We start from the raw sequence: 19290 nt of genomic DNA on the forward strand, positions 1-19290 counted from the left end.
GGCACGCGATCCGGCTGCCGGCGCGTTACAGGTAGGTCGACGTGAGGCGCTTCTGCGCTTCGTCGAGATCCTTCGGCGGCCTGGTCGGCTCGATGCCGACGAGGCGGGCGATGTTGTTGCCCATGTAGTCCTCGAGGCCGTCCTCGTCGAGATCCATCCCCTGCGGCGCGGGCCCGCACAGCATTTCCAGCTCGCGCAGCCACATGCCGGGTTCGTTCGGCGGCGAATCGGTGCCGAACACGATCTTGTTGCGCGGCAGCTCGCGGGCGAACTCGACGATCCGCGACTGGTAGCACCAGCCGGATTCGCAGTACACGTTCGGCGTATCCATCGCCATCCAGAACGCTTCGAACGAGTAGTTGCCACCCGTCTGGATCCCGAAGTGACCGATGATGAAGTTCACCATCGGAAACTCGCGGATGATCGGATAGAACTGCGTCGGGATCGTGTACGGGCCGTCACCGGTGTGGATCAGCACGACGATGTTGTACTTCGCGCAAACCTTCATCGCAGGGCGCAGCCAGTCGAGCGCGCGATCGGGCCGGTAGCCGTGCATGTTCGCGTGCAGCTTCACCATCTTGAAGCCGTACTCCCTGATGTGGAATTCGAGCTCCGCCGCGCCGTTCTCCGGGCCCCAGCGCGGGTTGTACGTGAAGTTGCCGATGAAGCGGTCGGGGTACTTCTGCGTGAGTTCGGCGATATACGCCATGTAGTCGCGGATGCCTTCACGGCCGCGGCGGTTGCCGTCGCGATAACCGGTGTTGCCGGGCGGCGGCTGGATGAAGCCCATGTCGATGCGGCGCGGCTTGCCGTTGATGATGTAAGGGCCGTCCATCATCTTCAGCAGGCGTTCGCCGGTGAACGGTTCGCCGGTGTGGCGCCACGCCTCGTCGACGAGGTTGGTCGGGTGCAGGTGCGTATCGATGATCATGCGATGCTCCGGAATCGGGAGAGAGGGGTGCGGGCGTCAGGCGGCGAGCCGTGCTTTCGCTTCGTCGACGGTGCGCGGCGCGGGGGTCGGTTCGAGGCCGATCATTCGCGCGGTGTTGTTGCCGAGGTAATCCTCGAGCGTGTCCTCGTCGAGATTCATCCCTTGCGGCGGATCGAAGCACAGCACTTCGAGCAGCCGCAGCCACATGCCCGGCTCGTTCGGCGGCGTGTCGGAGCCGAATAGGATCTTGTGCTTCGGCAGCACCTTCGCGAATTCGACGATCCGCGACTGCAGGCACCAGCCCGATTCGCAATACACGTTCGGCAGGTCCATCGCGAGCTGGAACGGCTCGAAGCAGTAGACGCCGCCGGTCTGCACCCCGAAGTGCGCCATGATGAAATTGACCGTCGGGAATTCCTTGATCATCGGCACCCACTCGGTCGGGATGCTGTACGGGCCGTCGCCGGTGTGCAGCTTCACGAGCACGCCGAGTTCCGCGCATTTCTTCAGCGCGGGGCGCAGCCAGTCGAGTGCGCGGTCGGGCCGGTACGCATGCATGTTGGCCTGGAACTGCACCATCTTGAAGCCGAGCTTGCGCACGTAGTGATCGATCGCGTTCACGCCGTTCTCCACGCCGCAGCGCGGGTTGTAGACGAAGCAGCCGATGAAGCGGTCGGGGTGCTTGCGCACCATCTCGACCGTGTACGCCATGTACGCGTCGATCGATTCGGTGCCCGACTTCTCGCCGTCGGTATACGTGTAAATGGTGTTGCCTTGCGGCGGCTGGATGAACGCCTTGTCGACGCGGCGCGGCTTGCCGTTGATGAGGAACGGGCCGTTCATCGTCTCGATCAGGCGCTCGCCGGTGAACGGCGGGCCGTCGTGACGCCAGGCGAGGTCGACGAGATTCGTCGGGTAACAGCTGGTGTCGATGATCATCTACTCGATCTCCTTGAGAGGAACCGGAAAGGCCGGTTGCCGTATCGCGGGCAGGCGCGTCGATGAAGCGACCGGTCGGTCGGATTCATGCGGCCCTTTGCAAGGCGCGTTATTTTTTTGCGCCTTCCCCTCGCCGGCATCGAGTGACACACTGCGACGTGCACTGCTGCTTGGGACCGAGTGTCACCAGCCGAATGTGCTCTGTACAATATTTTTTACTGACGCTCTTGATACGTTTGCGATATGGACATGCGTGTGTTGCGTTACTTCGCGGTGCTGGCCGACGAACTGCATTTCGGGCGCGCGGCCGCGCGGCTCCATATCTCGCAGCCGCCGTTGAGCCAGCAGATCCGGCTGCTCGAGGAGCAGCTCGGCACCGCGCTGTTCGTGCGCTCGCAGCATCGCGTCGAATTGACCGAGGCAGGGAAAACACTGAAGGAGCAGGTGCCGCTGATCGTCGCGCAGTTCGATCGCGCGATCGATCTCACGCGTTGCGCGGGGCGCGGTGAAGTGGGGCGGCTTGCGGTCGGCATCATCAGCTCGGCGATGGTCGTGCCGATTCCGCGTGCGTTGCGCGTGTTCGCCGAACGCCATCCGCACGTGCACTGGTCGCTGCACGAGATGACGCCGGCCGCGCAGATCGATGCGCTGAAGGAGAAGCGGCTCGACGTGTGCTTCTTCCGGCTGTTCCAGGACGACCCGTCGATCCGCAGCGAAATCGTGGTGCGCGAAACGGCCGTGGCCGTGCTGCCGTCCGGCCATCCGCTCGCGTCGCGCGACGCGATCGCGCTCGGCGAGCTGGCCGGCGAGCAGTTCGTGTCATTCGGCTTGCGGCACTCTCAACTGGCGCGCTTCCTGCAGCAGAGCTGTGTCGATGCGCGCTTCACGCCGCGGATCGCGCACGAGGTCGTCGAGGTGCACACGCTGCTGTCGCTGGTGCGTGAAGGGCTGGGCGTCGCGCTGCTGCCCGCGTCGTCGCGGCAGATCTCGACGGGTGGCGTCGCGTTCGTGCCGCTGTTGCCGCCGGCGCTCGAGGTGTCGCTGCAGGCGCGCTACCGCGCGGACGATACGTCCGCGGTGCTCGGCGCGTTCCTCGACACCGTGCGCGAGATCGCGGCGGAGTTCAGCGCGTAGCGGCGCGCGTCAGCGCGCGAGCGACTGCGCGGCCAGCGTACCGATCGCGTCGACCAGCGGCTTGACGCGCGTATGCCGTTCGCGCGGCCAGATCGCATGCAGGTTGTAGTGCGTCGGAATCGCGATCGTGCAGAGTTCGACGAGCCGGCCGTCGCGGCGCGCATCGGCGGCGAGCAGCCCGCGCACCAGCCCGGCACCGAGCCCGGACACGAGCGTCGCGACGAGCCCCGCCGCGTTGTCGAACACGGCGATGGTGTCCGGCTCGACGGGTTCGAGGCCCGCCGCTTCGAGCCACGGAATCCACGACCGCTTCGTATAGCCGAGCAGCGGCAGTTCCAACACCTGTTCGGGCGTGAGCGGCGCGGTCAACCCGTAACGTTCGAGCAGCGCGGGCGCGGCCATCGCGGTCAGCCGGTCGGGGCAGACCAGCGCGCTGTCCACGCCTTCCCATTCGCCGTAGCCATAGCGCAGCGCGACATCGACGCGGTCGAATGCATCGCGGTCATGGCGCGGCGCCGACAGTACCGTCAGCGTCGTGCCGTCGAGCGTGCGCATCAATGCCGGCAGCCGAGCGGGCAGCCAGCCCTGCATCAGTTCCGGATCGACGTCGAGCCGGAGTGACGGCCCGGTCGTGCGCCCCTTCACCGACGACAGCGCGCGATCGATCTGCTCGAGCCCGTCGGCCAACTGGTTCGCGAACAGCGTGCCGGCATCGGTCAGCATCACGCGGCCGCCGGCGCGGGCGAACAGCGGCTGGCCGATGAATTCCTCGAGCGAGCGAATCTGCTGGCTGATCGCGCTGTGCGTGAGCGCCAGCTGGCGTGCCGCGCTGGAAAAGCTGCCGACCCGCGCGGCGTGCAGAAACGCCTGCATCGACTGGATCGAAGGGTATCGCTTGAGCATCTGTTAGTCCGACTGACAGGGATTCGACGAAATGATCGCTGGCGTAGCCGTGCATCGCGTTTCGATAATGCTCCGGAACCGCGCGATGGCGCGGGCCGACCTATGAATGCGAATCAGGAGACCGCGCATGATCGACATCGTCGTGAACGATACACGCCATTCGCTCGAGAATGTACCGGAGGATATGCCGTTGCTGTGGGTGCTGCGCGACCGGCTCAAGCTCACCGGTACGAAGTTCGGCTGCGGCAAGGGCCTGTGCGGCGCGTGCACCGTGCATCTCGACGGGCAGGCCGCGCGCGCGTGCCTGATTCCGGCCGTCGTCGCCCACGGGCGGCACGTGACGACGATCGAGGGATTGTCGCCGGACGGGCGGCATCCGCTGCAACTCGCGTGGGTGGCCGAGGACGTGCCGCAATGCGGCTATTGCCAGCCGGGGCAGCTGATGCAGGCGGCCGCGCTGCTGAAGGGCGGGCAGCCGGTGGACGACGACGCGATCGTGCAGGCGATGTCGGGCAACCTCTGCCGCTGCGGCACGTATGCGCGCATTCACCGCGCGATCAAGCGTGCGGCGTCGGGCGATCCGTCGCTGAAAGCCGCGGCCGAACCCGCGAAGGAGGCGTGACATGCGCGACGATCACGCACCGGATGCACCGCATGGCGACGGCACGCCGCGCCGGCGTTTTCTCAAGCAGAGTTCGGCGCTGCTGGCCGCAGGCATCGCGATCGGCTTCCGGATGCCCGACGCGGCGGCCGCAGGCAAGCACGCGAGCGGCGATCCGCATCCGGCCGCCGGCGAATTCGAACCGAACGCGTGGGTGCGCGTGCTGCCCGACGACACGATCAAGCTCGTCGTGCACAAGCACGATTCGGGCACCGGCACGCGCACCGCGCTCGCGGCGGTGGTGGCCGAGGAGCTCGACGTCGATCCGTTCCGGGTCGACGTGATCACGCCGGAAGATCCGTTCTTTGCCGACTACCTGCATCCACTGTGGAAAGTGTTCTCGACCGGCGGCAGTACGAGTGTCGCGATGGAGTACGACCGGCTGCGTCGAGCGGGCGCGACCGCGCGTGCGATGCTCGTCGAAGCGGCGGCGCGTCAATGGGGCGTGCCCGCTTCTGCGTGCACGACGGCAGACGGCGCCGTGCTGCATGCGTCGAGCGGCCGCCGCGCGACGTACGGCTCGCTCGCGCAGGCGGCCGCGCAATTGCCGGCGCCGAAGCAGGTCGCGCTGAAAGATCCCGCGCGGTTCCGCTATATCGGCAAGCTGCGCAAGAAGCGCGGCGCCGCGCAGAAGGCCGACGGCTCGTTTCCGTACGGCATCGACGTGTCGCTGCCGGGGATGCTGGTCGCGGTCGTCACGCGTGCGCCGGTGATCGACGGCCGCGTGCGCAGCGTCGATGCGAAGGCGGCGCTCGCGATTCCCGGCGTGCGCGACGTGCTGCAGATTCCGCCGCGCCCCGATGTGCTCGGCGGCAACCAGGCCGGCGTCGCGGTGCTCGCGGACGACTACTGGTCCGCGCATCAAGGGCAGGCCGCGCTGACGATCGAATGGGAGGACAGCCTGTTCGAAACCTTCGACAGCAGCACGCTCGCCGCGCGCCAGGCCGCGTGGCTCGACGATCCGGCCGCGCGCGTCGTGCCGACGATCGCCGACGGTGATCCGGCGAAGGCCCATGCGGCCGGCGCGCGCACGATCGAGGCGTCGTATGCGATGCCGCACAAGGCCGCGAACCCGCTGGAGCCGATCAACCTCACAGTGTGGGCACGCAACGGCGGCATCGAATACTGGGGCGGTCTGCAGGTGCCGTCGACCGCGATCGAAGCGGCGGAGGTGATCGGCAGCATTCCTGCGCATCGGGTGACGCTGCACGAGCTGGTGTCGGGCGGCAGCTTCGGCGCGCGCGAATCGAAGTACTGGCTGTTCGAGGCGACGTGGCTCGCGGTGAAGACGGGCAGGCCCGTGAAGCTGATGAACAGCCGCGAGGACGAGATGCGCGCGCTGTTCTATCACGCGGCAAGCTACCACCGTGCGCGCGCGGTGCTCGATGCGCAGGGCAATCTCGCGTCGCTGTGGCTGCGCACCGTGATGCCCGCATCGCCGCAGCAGTGGGAGCCCGGCTATCTCGAGCGCACCGACCGGATGGATTTCAGCACGACCGAGGCGATCACGAAATGGGAGTTCGCGTATGCGGCGCCGCATCGCGACATCGGCTGGATCCGGATGGAGACGGGCGTGCCGACCGGCTGGTTCCGCGCGGTGAGCTACATCCCGAACGTGTTCGCGGTCGAATCGGTGATGGACGAGGCCGCGCACGCGGCGAAGCGCGACCCGGTCGAGTTCCGGCTCGCGCACATGCGCGACCGGCCGCGTCATGCGGCCGTGCTGCGTGAAGCGGCGCAACGAGCGGGGTGGGGCCAGCCGCTGCCGGACGGTGTCGCACTCGGCATCGCGACGAACCAGGCGTACGACAGCTATGTCGCGGTGGTCGCGCGGGTCGTGCGCAAGGACGGCGCGGTGCGCGTGGAGAAGCTGACGTGCGTCGCCGATTGCGGGATCGCGGTGTCGCCGGCCGGCGTCGACGAGCAACTGGTCGGCGGCCTGATGTGGGGGCTCGGCCATGCGACGTCCGATCGCATCGATTTCCGGCACGGCCGCGTGCAGCAGTCGAACTTCGATACGTATCGCGTGATGCGGATGAGCGACATGCCCGAGACCGACATTCACATCGTGCAGGGCGATCCGGCGAAGCCGGGCGGTGTCGGCGAGCTGTCGAGCCCGGCGGTGACGCCGGCGGTCGCGAACGCGGTGTTCCGGCTGACGGGGAAGCGGTTGCGGGAGACGCCTTTCGATTTGTCGGTGGTGGCGTAGCGTGACCGAACGTATGAAGTTTGCCCTGCATCGGCCGCGATTCCGCTGATCAATTCGCCGACGTCGAGGCCGGATCGACGTCGGCGCACGCGTTCGCCCGCATCGTCGCGCGCAAGCGCCGATTCCGCATAGGTTCCCCCGCTTCTCGCGGGTGTTTCCCACTGGTTGGTGATGCGAATTTTTACCTAAGATGAAGCCATCATGCGCGTAATTCGGTGCCTGCACGCGCATGGAGGGAGGCGGGAGGCAGCGCCGGAGCGACGCCAGCGGATGTTGCCATCATGGATGCGAAAGTGTGCGCGTCGGCTGCCAGTCTCGCGACTGCGGCGACGCCAGCGGACGCGGCGGTAATCGCCGCGCGAACGGTGCCCGGCTGCCCGGGTCGAACCGCCCCGCTGCGCCATGCGCTGGCCGCAATCGTTTGCGTTCTGGGGGCCGCACAGGCCGTGCTTGCCGGGGCTTCCGCCGAGGCGCCCGATCCGGCCGACACGGTGCGCATCGTGGCGGCTGCAAGCCCCGCGGATCCCGCCAATCCGGCTGATGCGACACACGACACGACCGTGCGTCAGGTCGTGCTGGGCATCATCAGTTTCACCCGCTGGCCGACGACACCCGTGCGCCTGCATCTGTGCGTCACGGGCCGGCCCGACTATGCGCGCGGCCTGACCGACACGCTGCAGGCCGGCTCGACGCTGCTCGACGTGCAGCGTGTGCGTTTCGACGATCCGGCGCTCGGCATGGCCTGCGACATCGTCTATCTCGGCAACCTGGGCGCGGATGAGCGCGCGCGCGTGAGGGCGGCGGTAGCCGGCCATCCGGTGCTGACGATTTCGGAACACGATCCGTCCTGCACGGCGGGCGGCATGTTCTGTCTCAACGTCGACGGCGAACGCGTGTCGTTCGACATCAATCTCGACGCGGTCGCACGCAGCGGCGTGCGCGTGCATCCGAACGTGCTCAATCTCGCACGGCGGCCGGGGGCGCCATGACACGACCCACTCCCCCGGTCTCGCTGTCGCGCGTGCCGCGCCCGACGCTGCAAAGCGTGCTGCGCCGCGCGCACCTGCGCCTCGCGTTCGTCGCCGTCACGATGGCGGCCGTGTCGTTGATCGTGGTGGCCGTGATTGCATTGCGTGCGTATGCCGGCAACAACCTGAACCTGCTGGCGCGCTCGCTCGGTTATACGGTGGAGGCCGCGCTCGTGTTCGGCGACCGCGTCGCGGCGGCCGAGGCGATCGGGATGATCGCCGGCGATGAGGACGTCGCGCAGGTGGTGGTCACGGATAGCCAGGGCCGGCCGTTCGCGACGTGGCAGTTGCCTGCCGGCAGCGGGATCGCGCGGCTCGAGCGCGTCGTCGCCGACCTCGCGTTGCCGGGGCCCGTGACCGCGCCGGTGGTGCACGACGGCATCGTCGTCGGTCACGTCGTCGTGCGCGGCCGTGGCCATCAGTTCTTCGGATTCCTGCTCGGCGGCGTGGGCGGCATTCTCGGGTGCCTGGCCGTCAGCGTGATCGGTGCGTATATCAGCTCGCAGCGCCTGCTGCGCAGCATCGTTTCGCCGTTGCGCGCGCTGGCGGGCGTCGCCCACGCGGTGCGGCGCGAACGTGCGTTCGCGCAGCGCGTCGAGCCCGCATCGATTGCCGAACTCAACCAGCTCGGCGACGACTTCAATGCGCTGCTCGACGAATTCGAGGACTGGCAGAACACGCTGCGCGACGAGAACGCGTCGCTCGAACACAAGGCGACGCACGATGCGCTCACGGGGCTGCCCAACCGCGTGCAGTTCGAGTCGCGTCTCGCACTCGCCCTCGGCGAAGCCGGGGTGACGGGGCAGCGGGTCGCGGTCCTGTATCTCGACTGCGATCGCTTCAAGGAAATCAACGACTGCCTCGGCCACGAAGCCGGCGACGCGGTGCTGATCGGCATCGCGTCACGCCTGCGCACGCAGGTGCGCGAGACCGACCTGGTCGCGCGCCTGGGCGGCGATGAATTCGCGGTCATGCTGCCGGCCGTGCGCGAAGCGGGTAGCGTATGTCGTATTGCTGACGAAATCCTGTCCGGCATGGCGCCGTCGATCGAACTGTCCGACGGCCGCGTGGTGGCCACCATGATGAGTGCCGGTGTCGCGTTGTATCCCGATCACGCGTCGGACGCGAGCGGCTTGCTGCGGGCGGCGGATGCCGCGATGTACCGTGCCAAGCGCGCCCGGCCAGGCTCGTGGCAGCTGGCGGAAGGTGTCGCGGGGGCGGCTTGAGGTTCATCGTTTCACGCTGCGGGCGAGGCCGCAGCAGTGGGTGGAAAGCGCGCTCGCGACGCGGGTGCAATCGAAGGGGTCAATGATGAACAACACGTTTCCGGTGGGCATAGGGCGCTTGTGCGTCGGCAGCGCGCTGCTTTTGTGCATGCTGCTGGGAGGCTGCAAGACGCCACCGCCGCTTCATCGTGGATTGACGCAGACGCAGGTCACGGCGCTCAAGTCGGCCGGCTTTCAGGAAACCCAGCAGGGTTTCGAGTTCGGCTCGACCGGGCCGATCCTGTTCGATTTCGATCGGTACAACCTCAAGCCCGATGTGCGGCGGATCGTCGAACGGATCGGACGCACGCTCCGCTCGGCGGGGATCAACGGGGTACGGGTCTATGGATACTCGGACCAGGAAGGCGTGGACAAGTATGACGTCGAGTTGTCCAGGCGGCGGGCGGAGGTCGTCGCGCTTGAACTGGTCGACGTGGGGATCGATGCGAAGCGCATCACGGTCGTCGGGAAGGGGAAGAGCGATCCGGTCGGGGACAACAAGACGCCGGGAGGAAGGGCGCAGAACCGGCGGGCGGCGATCGTGGTGTCGCCGCGGTGACCGGGGCGGTTTTCCCGTACGAAAAGAAGGGCATTTGAAAGCTACGGAAAGCATGCGATCGGATGCGACGACCGGCAGCGTGTAGCGGCGCAGCAGCGCCTGCCAGCGCGCGTTTCCTTCCCGAGCGTTCGCACTATTTCATCGTGACTGAGGGCGATGCTTCGCCCCGTACGGATCTGTCACACGTTTCATGCAGATTGTGTCCCGTTCCGCGCGTGCTGGCGCGGTGATTCGGCATGGGCGCCGCGTCCGGGCGGCCCGGCCGCCGGCCTGTTTCCGGCCTATCGGGGGCCCGAACGGAAACGTTTGCAGGTGTCTTTCACGCGTCCGGGTTTTGTCCTACATTATCGGGGCTTCGGGCCGGTCAGCCGGCACCAGGAACCTGAGAACACAAGAAGGAACAAGCATGAGTTTCGCTCCGAACGGGGGTATTCCCACTGGAATGGGCGGTAGTGCGCTCGGCTCGTTGAGCGCGCTCGGCGGTCTCGCCGGCCCGGTTGCGTCGAGTGTCGCCGGCAGCCTCGGGCCGCTCGCGGGCCTGGCCGGGCACGTCGACACCGTCCAGCGCGCGATGCAGCTCGCGCAGACCGGCTTCTCGCTGATGGACAAGACGCCCGGTGCGATCGCCGAGGCGATCAACGGCGCCGCCAACCCCGCGCGCCTGACCCAGCTCAATCGCTACGTGACGCTCGATACGCCGCTCGGCCCGGACGTGCTGCTGGTCAGCGCCGCCGTCGTCGACGAGCACGTGAGCCGGTTGCCGGAGATCCACCTCGACCTGCTGTCGCATCGCCACGACCTGCGCCCCGAGGATCTCATCGGCCAGCAGGTCAAGATCCGCTTCGACCAGCAGGCGCGCCTGTCGACGCTCGAACGCGTCGTCGCATCGGGCGCCGCCGACAACGATCGTTACTTCGACGGCTACGTCGCGTCGTTCGACCGCGCCGGCAACCCCGGCAACGTCACGCAATATCACCTGACGGCGGTGCCGTGGTTCTGGTTCCTGACGCGCTCGACCGACTGCCGGATCTTCCAGAACAAGACCGCGCAGGACATCCTCACCGAGATCTTCCAGGAGCACGGCTTCTCCGACTTCGTATTCGATATCCGGACGGCCCAGAAGCCGCTCGAGTATGTCGTGATGTACCAGGAGAGCTACTACAACTTCTGCGCGCGGCTGATGGAGCAGGAGGGGCTGGTCTGGACGCACCGCTACGAGAAGCACAAGCACATCCTGGTGATCGGCGATTCGAACCTGCTGTTCCGCCCGATCGACGGGCTCGCGACGGTGCCGTTCGCGGCCACCGAGGCGAGCGAGGACAGCGGCATCGACCAACTGCACGAAGGCCGGCGCTTCGGCGTGGGCAAGGTCACGTTCCGCGACTTCAACCACCAGAATCCGTCGTCGCCGCTGATGCTGGTGGAGGCCGGGCCGCAGAACCTCAAGCACGCGCGGCTCGACGCGACCGAGCGGTTCGAGCATCAGTCGCTGTACGACCACGGCGACGACGGCAACCGCTACGCGCGTTTCGCGATGGAGGCCGAGGAGGCGCAGGCCCATCGCTATACCGGCGGCGGCTACGCGTGGCGCATGACCACGGCGGGCGTCGTCACAGTGGCGAATCACCCGGTGCTCGAGAACAACCAGGAATACGTGATCCTGCACGTGCGTCACGAGGCGGTGAACGACTACACGCAGCACGGCGCGAAGCTGCCGTATCGCAACAGCTTCGCGCTGCTGCCGAAGAAGGTGCCGTACCGCGCGCCGCGCGGCACGCCGAAGCCGGTGATTCATGGCACGCAGTCGGCGATCGTCGTCGGTCCGAAGGGCGAGGAAATCTACACCAACGGGAGCGCCGTGAAGGTGCACTTCCCGTGGGACCGGCGCGGCAAGAAGGATGGCTCCGATTCGATGTGGGTGCGTGTATCGCAGCCGTGGGCAGGCGACGGCTGGGGCGCGGCCGCGATTCCGCGGATCAAGCAGGAAGTGCTGGTCGCGTTCAACCAGGGGGACCCGGATAACCCTGTGATCGTCGGTCGCGTGTTCAATGGCGAGCAGGGCAACCCGTATCACGGGGCGGCCGGCCAGACGATGGGGATCAAGAGCCAGACGCACAAAGGGCAGGGGTCGAACGAAATCCGCATGACCGACACGAACGGCATGCAGGAATTCTTCATGCATGCACAGAAGGACATGAACACCGTTGTCGAGAACAACGAGACGCACAAGGTGCTGGGGCCGATGCGTACCGTGCTGGTGGCGACGGGCAGCGAAGAGAAGCAGATTCCGCAGGGCAACCTGACCGAGACGATCGCCGAGAAGCGCAGCACGACCGCGACCACCGTCGAGGTGACGACGCCGGCCAAGGACGGCGGCGGCGGCACGCAGGTCCACATGGCCGAGCGCGGCATCCTGCTGAAGGTGATGGACAGCTCGATCTCGCTCGCGCCGGAAGGCATCCGCCTCGAGCACAAGGGCTCCGTGATCCTGATGACCGACGACGGCGTGATGATCAACGGCACGCGCATCGACCTCAACAAATAATACGAACGAAACCAGCCATGCACTACGCAATCCACGAAGGCACCTTCGAACTGCCGGACGCGGCGCTCGACCGTACGGTCAACATCCTGGTGATGAATGTCGGCCCCGGCGGCCTCAATCTCGTGATCGCGCGCGGGCGGTTGCGCGACGGGGAGAACCTCGACGCGTTCGTCGCGCGCGAATGGGAAGTGGCGTCGCGCGATGCCAGGATGCTGACCGAGAAGGCGCGTCGGCCGGTGACGGTGGGGTCTCGCGCGGGCATTCAGGTCGATTCCACGCTCGAGCGGGACGGCAGGCTCTGGCATCAGGTGCAAACGATGTTCCCGTCGGATGACGCCGGCCGCGTGCTGGTGATGACGTTGACCAGCGCGGCGCCGCTGACCGAGGAACAGCAGGCGATCGCCGAACGCATGCTCGCCAGTTTCCAGCCGCGCGTGGCTCGGCCGTCCCTCCTCGGGCCGGGTGACGCGTCGTGAGCGCGGAAAACTTCGCGGCCGCACGCTTCGAAGATCCGATCCAGCATACGTCGCTCCTGGGTGAGCTTGTCGGCACTGTTGGGTCGGTAGTCGGCGGCGCCATCGTCGGTGCGTTGGTGGCAGAGGCGATGGAGGGGCTGATATTCGCCGGCCTCGCCGCGCTTGAGATCGGCACGGCAGGGTTGGCGACGCCGCTCGTGATTGCGATCGGTGTAGGCGTGGCGGTCGGCTCCGGCGCGCTGATGGAAGCGAGCGGCATGAACGATGCCATCGACGAGGGCGCGAAATCGGTGGCCAATTCGCTCGTGCCGCCCGAGATCAAAGGCAAGATCGCGAGTGGGTCGGGCAACGTCTACGTCAACGACAAGCCGGCGGCGCGGGCGGCGAAGCCGGGCGATCTCGATACCGTTGCGTGTACCGATCATCCTGGGCCGCAGATGATTGCCGACGGGTCGGGCAGCGTTTATATCAACAATCAACCGGCCGCGCGGGTTGGCGACAAGACGACCTGTGACGGGACGATTGCCGAAGGCTCGGACAACGTTTCTATCGGCGGTGGGACGCAGCGGGTGCGGGATGTGAAGTCGGCCACGCGGCTCGGGTGGCTGGGGGCTGCGCTTGGGATCGCGCTCGCGGTGTGCGGCCACGGGAAGATGAGCTGGGGCGACTTCCTGAAAAGCAAAGTGCCATGTCTTGCGGTGAATTTCGCGGCGGGTGCGTTCGGAACCTGGCTGGGTAGCCTGGCGCGGCCATCGGCGGGGCATCCGGTCGACGTCATTACCGGCAGCAAGGTGCTCGATGGTACGGACGATACCGACTTCGTCCTGCCCGGGCCGCTGCCGATCGTGTGGCAGCGTTTCTATAGCAGCCTCGACGATCGTGCCGACAGCCTGTTCGGGACGGGGTGGAGCGTGCCGATCAGCGTCGAGTTGCGGCTTGCACGTGAACATGGCGAAGTGGTGTCGATCACGTACTGGGACGAGCAGGGGCGCGATATCGTATTCCCCGCCGTGCCGCCGGGTGAGAGCCACTTCAGCGTGCCGGAAGGCATTTACCTGATCTGCACCGAGGGCGGCCACTATGTGGTCGAGACGGTCGACGGTGTGTATCGTGATTTCGGCCGCACTCGTACCGATGCGGATGGCGAAGCGCTCAAGCTGTGGCGTCTCGAAGATCGCAACGGTAACTGGATCGAGGTGGAGCGAGAGGCTCGCGATGAGGTTGTGCGGCCCGTACGGTTGCACGACAGCACCGGTCGCTTGCTGACACTGTCCTACGACAAGTTGCATCCGCAACGTATTGCCGCGATCGAACTGACCCGTGGTGTCGATGGCGAACAACCCGACACGCTGGTGCGTTACGCGTACAGCAATGCCGGCGAGCTGGTGGCCGTTACCGATCGTAGCGGTCATATCGGGCGACGCTTCGCATACGAGCATGGGCTGATGGTCCAGCACACGTTGCGTGGCGGCCTGCAGTGTTTTTATGCATGGCAAGGTGTTGGTCGCGACGCGCGCGTCGTGCGCCACTGGACCAGCGATGGCGAAGCGTACACGTTCAACGCGGATCTCGCGCAGCGTTCGGTGACGATCACCGACCAGATCGGTCGCGTTACGCGCTGGACATGGAACGAGGATCAGCAGCCGACGAGCCATACGGATGCCGAAGGCCACGTGTGGCAGTTGGATTGGAATGCAAAGCGGCAGTTGGTCAGCACGACCGATCCGGCCGGGAACACGACTCGCTTCGAATATGACGAGCGTGGGCGTCAGACGCAGCGCATCGATGCGCTTGGCCAGGTTGAGCGGACCGAGTGGAATGGATACTACGACCTGCCTGTCGCAGAAACCGATCCGGCCAACTCGCGCTGGATTTACCGCTACGACGATCGCGGCAATCTGACGATGACACGCGATCCGGCAGGCTTTGCGACCGAGTACCACCGGGACGAGCGCGGGCTCGTGCATACGATTCGCGATGCGGGGGGCGGGTACAAGTTCCTCGAGTGGAATGGTCGTGCGCAGTTGACCGCGTATACCGATTGCTCCGGCAAGGTCACGCGGTTTGCGTATGACGCACGTGGTGCGTTGGCACGTGTGACTGATGCGGCCGGGCAGTCGACCGTGTACGAAGCAGATGCGATGGGGCGGGTCACGGGAATCGGGACGGCCGATGGTGCTCGTCAGGCGTTCTTTTATGACGTGGCTGGGCGCCTCATTGAGGTTGTTGACGCGAATCAGCGCAGCACGCGTTATGAACTTAATCCGCGAGGGCTGCTGCTTTCGCGTACCGACGCGGCTAACCGCGTTGTGCGATTCGGTTACGACAATGCGTTCCGACTGGCGAGCTTGACCAACGAAAATCGTGAGTCGTATCGCTTTCAGTATGACCGTCGCGATTTGGTGGCTGCGCAGATCGGGCTCGATGGCCACGAGCGCACCTACGAATACGACGTGTGCGGCCAAGGCACGATCGTGCGGGATGGAAAGATCGAGACGCGATACGAGCGCGATGCGATCGGACGACTGACGGCGAAGCAAGCCACGCATGAGCGATGTGAATACCTGTACGACAAGGCGAGCCGGATCGCGTCGGCCGAGTTGTACACGCTGGCCGCTCGTGGTTCGTCGTTGAAGAATCGGGTCAGCCTGAAGTACGGGGCGCGCGGTGAGGTGCTCGAGGAGTACACGCCGACGGGCTGGCTTGTGCATACCTACGATGAGCTCGGTAACCGCGTCAGCACCACGATCTCGGGCGAGCGCACGATCGACTGGCTGCATTACGGTTCGGGGCATGTGCACCAGATCCGCGTTGACGGTGCCGCAGTGGCGGACATGGAACGCGATGATCTGCATAGGGAAGTTCTGCGGACGCAAGGCAAGCTGACCAGCCATTTCGGGTACGACGCGGTTGGCCGTCGTGCTCGGCAAGTTGCGCAGCGAGGCAGGGCAGCGGACGCGTTGCTGGCGAAGCAGTGGCAATACGATGCAGCGGGAGACGTGATCCAGAAGCGGGATATGCGCTTTGGCACGACGAGCTATCGGTATGACCCGACGGGGCGCATTGAACAGGCGGCCGGGCCGGGATTGCCGTCGGAAGTGTTTCGCTGGGACGCGGCGGCGAACCTGGTGTCGAGCGATCACCCGGGAGGCTTCGTTGAGCACAACCGGCTCAAGATGTTCGAGGACAAGCGCTTCGAGTACGACGTTTATGGGCGGCTGGTTCGCAAGTTGAGCGGTCATGGGCCGGCCAAAGAGTTGGCGCTTGAGTACGACGACTGGAATCAGCTGAAGACCGTCGTGACGAAGGACCGGCTTGGCATCGGGACGACGCATTTCGAATACGACGCGTTCGGTCGGCGGATTAGGAAGCTCAATGGGGGTTATGCGAGTACGGATTTCCTGTGGGACGGCATGCGGCTCGTGCAGGAGACGTACCACGACCGTCATGGCGAGGAAGCGCTGACGTACTTGTATGAGTCCAATAGCTACGTGCCGCTGGCGCGGATCGATCAGGGTAAGGCAGCGGCCAACGACGCCAATGCGCGGGATGCTGTCTACTATTTCCACAACGATGTGTCGGGGTTGCCGGAGGAACTGACCAACGCCGATGGCGAGTTGATCTGGCAGGCCCGGTACAAAGTTTGGGGCAACGCGGTGCAGGAGGAGTGGATCGCGCGGGCTCCGCAGCAGCCGGTGCCGGAATGGGGCGAGGTTCAATTGGTTTCTGCAACATCTGGCCACGTACCACGGCCGCAGAACTTGCGCTTCCAAGGACAATACCTGGATCGCGAAACCGGGCTGCACTACAACACCTTCCGGTTCTACGATCCGGATATTGGACGCTTCATCAATCCGGACCCGATCGGCTTGCTGGGGGGGACGAACCTCTATCGGTACGCTGCCAATCCGTTAGCTTGGATCGATCCGTGGGGCTGGGCATGTGGGGAACTTAGCGGGAAAGCACAGGAAATCCATAGCTTGGCCGGTGGTGGGGATGCACGCTCAATACGAAATTCAACAGTATCTATCGTCGAAGCCAAGGTGAATGGCAAGCCACAGCTGTTTGCAGCGGGAAGCGGGGGCCGACTAAGTCCGGCACAACGACAAGCGCTTATGAAGATGGGAGTGCCTGAAGAAAACATCTTCTATGGCAAGAAGTCTATCGATGGTTTTGATAAGCTCGAGAACCACGCAGAGAGAATTATTTTGCGCAATCTTCCCGAAGGGGCTGAGGTTAGTCGCTGGGGTATCTCTTGGGGCGGATTGCAAAGGAATGCGTCGTGTCCTTCGTGCCAGCCCCACGTGGACCAAGCTGGTGGGATTTTTGATTAGGAGATGAGTATGTTCGATATCGAGGCGCATAAAAAATATCTCGAATCAATTCTTGCTACAGGGAAGGTCGATAACCTTGCTCGTTTTGGTGTTTGGTGTTGCATTGGCCTTGCACACGATGACTCAATATTCGAGTTCCTTGCCACGCATGCGGGGGGTACAAGCACGAAGATCAGACAGCGAGTTGGTGACTACTTGGATCAAGTGTGGAATGGAAGCGAAAAATCCAATCCGCTAAGCGATCTGGAGCAAGTGGACTGGGACCCTGATGCAGTCGAAATGGATGACGACGCTGCGGCCCAGGGGGCGACTGATTTGCTGGCGGGGCTTTCCTTTTTGGCTCAATGGTGTACTGGGCACAATGTTGAACGATTGGTTGCATGCGCCGAGGTTCTGATAAATCGGATTGACTACTTGGAAAGTTTCGATTTGATTGGTGGGCATGCGACGAATCCGGTCGAGAATGAAATGAACGCTCAGAGGGATTTTGCACGGGATCTTGTTGCAGGAGTCTTGTCCGATCGGGACAAGAGAAAATATCACGAGTGGCTCTTCAATCTCGGAACCTCTTGAACCACAAACTTATGCAGCGAGCGTCTAAACAGCGGCGGCGCGGCAGTTGGTGTCGATGTACGGCAGCCTCGTGAACATGCTTAGGGGGAATGTGCTGGTGTTCCGTACCATGTGGGCATTGAAGATCAACGGCACGACGCCGCCGAGTTGCCCGCCGTCGACAAAGGGGCTGTCGCCGGAACTCAATCCAAGCGGCAAAAATCGCGTTCGTATCGAACTGCGCTCTATAGCGAATCTGATTTATTAAAATTGTTTCGAATCGTCGCGCGCTGACGCTGATTGACGGTAGCGTCGATTCACTTTCCCCATTACCGCACGAATGACTTTGGGGCACAGATGAACTCGTGTACCTATACCCAACGGCTAACGTGCAGCCAAGTAGGCGTCGACGGTGGTCTAATAGGAAAAGTCCAACTAACGATGATCTCGTTCGCGTCTTGCGCGCGAATGGATGTGCCGCATGCTCTGATCGATGTCGAATTCGCGACCTCGAACCACCTACAAAGGAGGAATCCGATACATCGAAACACCGCAGTAAACGAGCGCGGGCCGCAAGTGCTACCAACACTCACGACCCGCTAACCACAGCCAACTAAGCAGGAGTTGCCCATGGCTAAGGCGAATCATAAAGCACGACCGCGGAAGACGGAACGTTTCGTAACGATCCAGGAAATGTGGGGTTCCCCGAAAACGATGGAACCCAGGCCAGAGACGTTTTATCCGTATATGAAGATCGGTGGAATGTGGCTGGTCAACGATGCGGGTTTTGTTCCGGGCCGCAAGGCGCAGATCACGATTGAGCCAGGCAGGCTGATCATCACGCAGATGTAAGAGGCAACGCCGCAGGATGCGGCCGCGCTGCGCGATGTCGCGCAGCGCGTGTGGTGGGATTGCCGCTGCCGCTCACTGCCGCGCCTCACCAACCGATATTGCAAGACGACCGCCACGTTCCCGCACCACCGGTAGCCTTGCACTTCGTTCCTGCGCCGTTGTCATAAAACGTCCGCGTCTCCGGCTGCGGCACCGAAGGATCAAATGGATTCGGCGCACCATGCGGACCGCGCGGAGCATCGTACGGCCGCTGCGGCGCATACGAACCGCCACTGCCGGCCGGCCAAGAGCCATTAGCCCGCAGATACTCATTCCAGTTTTCCGCGCGCTGCTCATATCCAGGCACCGCGCGACCAAAACTATCGCTGCCACCCGCGCCGAGCGTAACGCGGTTCGACGGCAATACAAAATCGGGCTCGGCCGAAGGCGGCGGCGCCACAAGCGTATCGCCTCTCACCCGCAACGGCCGCGTATCCGGCGTATCGAACGGCGTGCGTTCCATCGGCGCCGCGTACTTCACCTGGCGGCGGCTCATACGCACCGCGCGCCCGTCATCCCGAGCAGCAGCCCTGCGCTCCGACCGAAACACATTGGCACCCACTGACCGATCGGTCAGCGAATCGCGCCCGGAAGCGTCGGCGGTTGAAACAGAAAGCGCGCACGTAATCGCGGCGGCGGCAGAAGAAAAGCGTGGGAGGTGATTCATCAGCGTTCCGAAGCAGGTGATATGCGATGAGAAAAAACGGCAGATCACTGGCTGGCGGCTGGGCGACGGAGGGGCGTCGAAGCGGCCCTGAAGCGGCTGCGAAGCGCGACTCACGCACCTCACAGGAAAGCTGGCTGGATTGCAGAAGCGAATTCGTATTATTTCATGAAAATAACAACGAGCTTCCAAATGTTTA

At 64.6% G+C, this 19290-nt stretch carries 16 protein-coding genes; 12 read left to right on the top strand and 4 right to left on the bottom strand.

Annotation, left to right across the window (positions count from 1 at the left end):
* Window positions 1-25 precede the first annotated feature (25 nt).
* Together G3N96_RS08725 and G3N96_RS08730 are read right to left on the bottom strand one after the other, a co-directional pair.
* Entirely contained in the window at window positions 26-931 is a 906-nt protein-coding gene (locus G3N96_RS08725) for an amidohydrolase family protein (RefSeq protein ID WP_089426889.1), read from the bottom strand.
* A gap of 36 nt (window positions 932-967) precedes the next feature.
* A complete protein-coding gene (locus G3N96_RS08730; RefSeq protein WP_124578478.1) occupies window positions 968-1870 on the bottom strand; it encodes an amidohydrolase family protein in 903 nt (300 codons plus the stop codon).
* A gap of 243 nt (window positions 1871-2113) precedes the next feature.
* On the opposite strand from G3N96_RS08730, the gene G3N96_RS08735 reads away from it, so the two are divergent.
* Window positions 2114-3004: a LysR substrate-binding domain-containing protein gene (locus tag G3N96_RS08735; RefSeq protein ID WP_124578476.1), complete on the top strand. Its 891-nt coding sequence runs from the start codon at window positions 2114-2116 to the stop codon at window positions 3002-3004.
* A 9-nt stretch (window positions 3005-3013) separates the two neighbouring features.
* Here G3N96_RS08735 and G3N96_RS08740 read toward each other — a convergent pair whose 3' ends face one another.
* Window positions 3014-3907: a LysR substrate-binding domain-containing protein gene (locus tag G3N96_RS08740; RefSeq protein WP_206136952.1), complete on the bottom strand. Its 894-nt coding sequence runs from the start codon at window positions 3905-3907 to the stop codon at window positions 3014-3016.
* Between the two features lie 127 nt (window positions 3908-4034).
* On the opposite strand from G3N96_RS08740, the gene G3N96_RS08745 reads away from it, so the two are divergent.
* From G3N96_RS08745 to G3N96_RS08795, 11 genes are all read left to right on the top strand, one after another.
* A complete protein-coding gene (locus tag G3N96_RS08745) occupies window positions 4035-4529 on the top strand; it encodes a (2Fe-2S)-binding protein (protein WP_206136953.1) in 495 nt (164 codons plus the stop codon).
* A gap of 1 nt (window position 4530) precedes the next feature.
* Window positions 4531-6777 carry a molybdopterin cofactor-binding domain-containing protein gene (locus G3N96_RS08750; protein WP_206136954.1) on the top strand — a complete coding sequence of 749 codons (2247 nt, stop codon included), beginning with the start codon at window positions 4531-4533 and terminating at the stop codon, window positions 6775-6777.
* 281 nt (window positions 6778-7058) lie between these two features.
* Window positions 7059-7766: a YfiR family protein gene (locus G3N96_RS08755; protein WP_206136955.1), complete on the top strand. Its 708-nt coding sequence runs from the start codon at window positions 7059-7061 to the stop codon at window positions 7764-7766.
* Window positions 7763-9031: a diguanylate cyclase gene (locus G3N96_RS08760; RefSeq protein WP_206136956.1), complete on the top strand. Its 1269-nt coding sequence runs from the start codon at window positions 7763-7765 to the stop codon at window positions 9029-9031. Before G3N96_RS08755 ends, G3N96_RS08760 begins: the two co-directional genes overlap by 4 nt.
* Window positions 9032-9116: 85 nt before the next feature.
* Window positions 9117-9629, top strand: a complete 513-nt coding sequence (locus G3N96_RS08765; protein WP_206136957.1) for an OmpA family protein — start codon at window positions 9117-9119, stop codon at window positions 9627-9629.
* 406 nt (window positions 9630-10035) lie between these two features.
* Window positions 10036-12174 carry a type VI secretion system tip protein TssI/VgrG gene (gene tssI / locus G3N96_RS08770; RefSeq protein ID WP_206136958.1) on the top strand — a complete coding sequence of 713 codons (2139 nt, stop codon included), beginning with the start codon at window positions 10036-10038 and terminating at the stop codon, window positions 12172-12174.
* 17 nt (window positions 12175-12191) lie between these two features.
* Complete coding sequence (locus tag G3N96_RS08775) at window positions 12192-12650, top strand: DUF1795 domain-containing protein (RefSeq protein WP_206136959.1); 459 nt, start codon at window positions 12192-12194, stop codon at window positions 12648-12650.
* A complete protein-coding gene (locus tag G3N96_RS08780) occupies window positions 12647-16984 on the top strand; it encodes an RHS repeat-associated core domain-containing protein (RefSeq protein ID WP_346778884.1) in 4338 nt (1445 codons plus the stop codon). The genes G3N96_RS08775 and G3N96_RS08780 overlap by 4 nt, the downstream gene beginning before the upstream one ends.
* 9 nt (window positions 16985-16993) lie before the next feature.
* Window positions 16994-17557, top strand: coding sequence for a hypothetical protein (locus G3N96_RS08785; RefSeq protein WP_206136960.1), 564 nt, complete (start codon window positions 16994-16996; stop codon window positions 17555-17557).
* A 55-nt stretch (window positions 17558-17612) separates the two neighbouring features.
* Window positions 17613-17804, top strand: a complete 192-nt coding sequence (locus G3N96_RS08790; RefSeq protein WP_206136961.1) for a hypothetical protein — start codon at window positions 17613-17615, stop codon at window positions 17802-17804.
* A 362-nt stretch (window positions 17805-18166) separates the two neighbouring features.
* Complete coding sequence (locus G3N96_RS08795) at window positions 18167-18388, top strand: SymE family type I addiction module toxin (RefSeq protein ID WP_206136962.1); 222 nt, start codon at window positions 18167-18169, stop codon at window positions 18386-18388.
* An 85-nt stretch (window positions 18389-18473) separates the two neighbouring features.
* Here the strand turns inward: G3N96_RS08795 and G3N96_RS08800 are convergent, their stop codons facing one another.
* Window positions 18474-19094 (bottom strand): hypothetical protein, encoded by a 621-nt coding sequence (locus G3N96_RS08800; RefSeq protein ID WP_206136963.1) that lies wholly within the window; start codon window positions 19092-19094, stop codon window positions 18474-18476.
* Window positions 19095-19290 lie beyond the last annotated feature (196 nt).

The organism is Burkholderia sp. Se-20373, from assembly GCF_017104705.1.
In the GTDB taxonomy this organism is placed as follows: Bacteria; Pseudomonadota; Gammaproteobacteria; order Burkholderiales; family Burkholderiaceae; genus Burkholderia.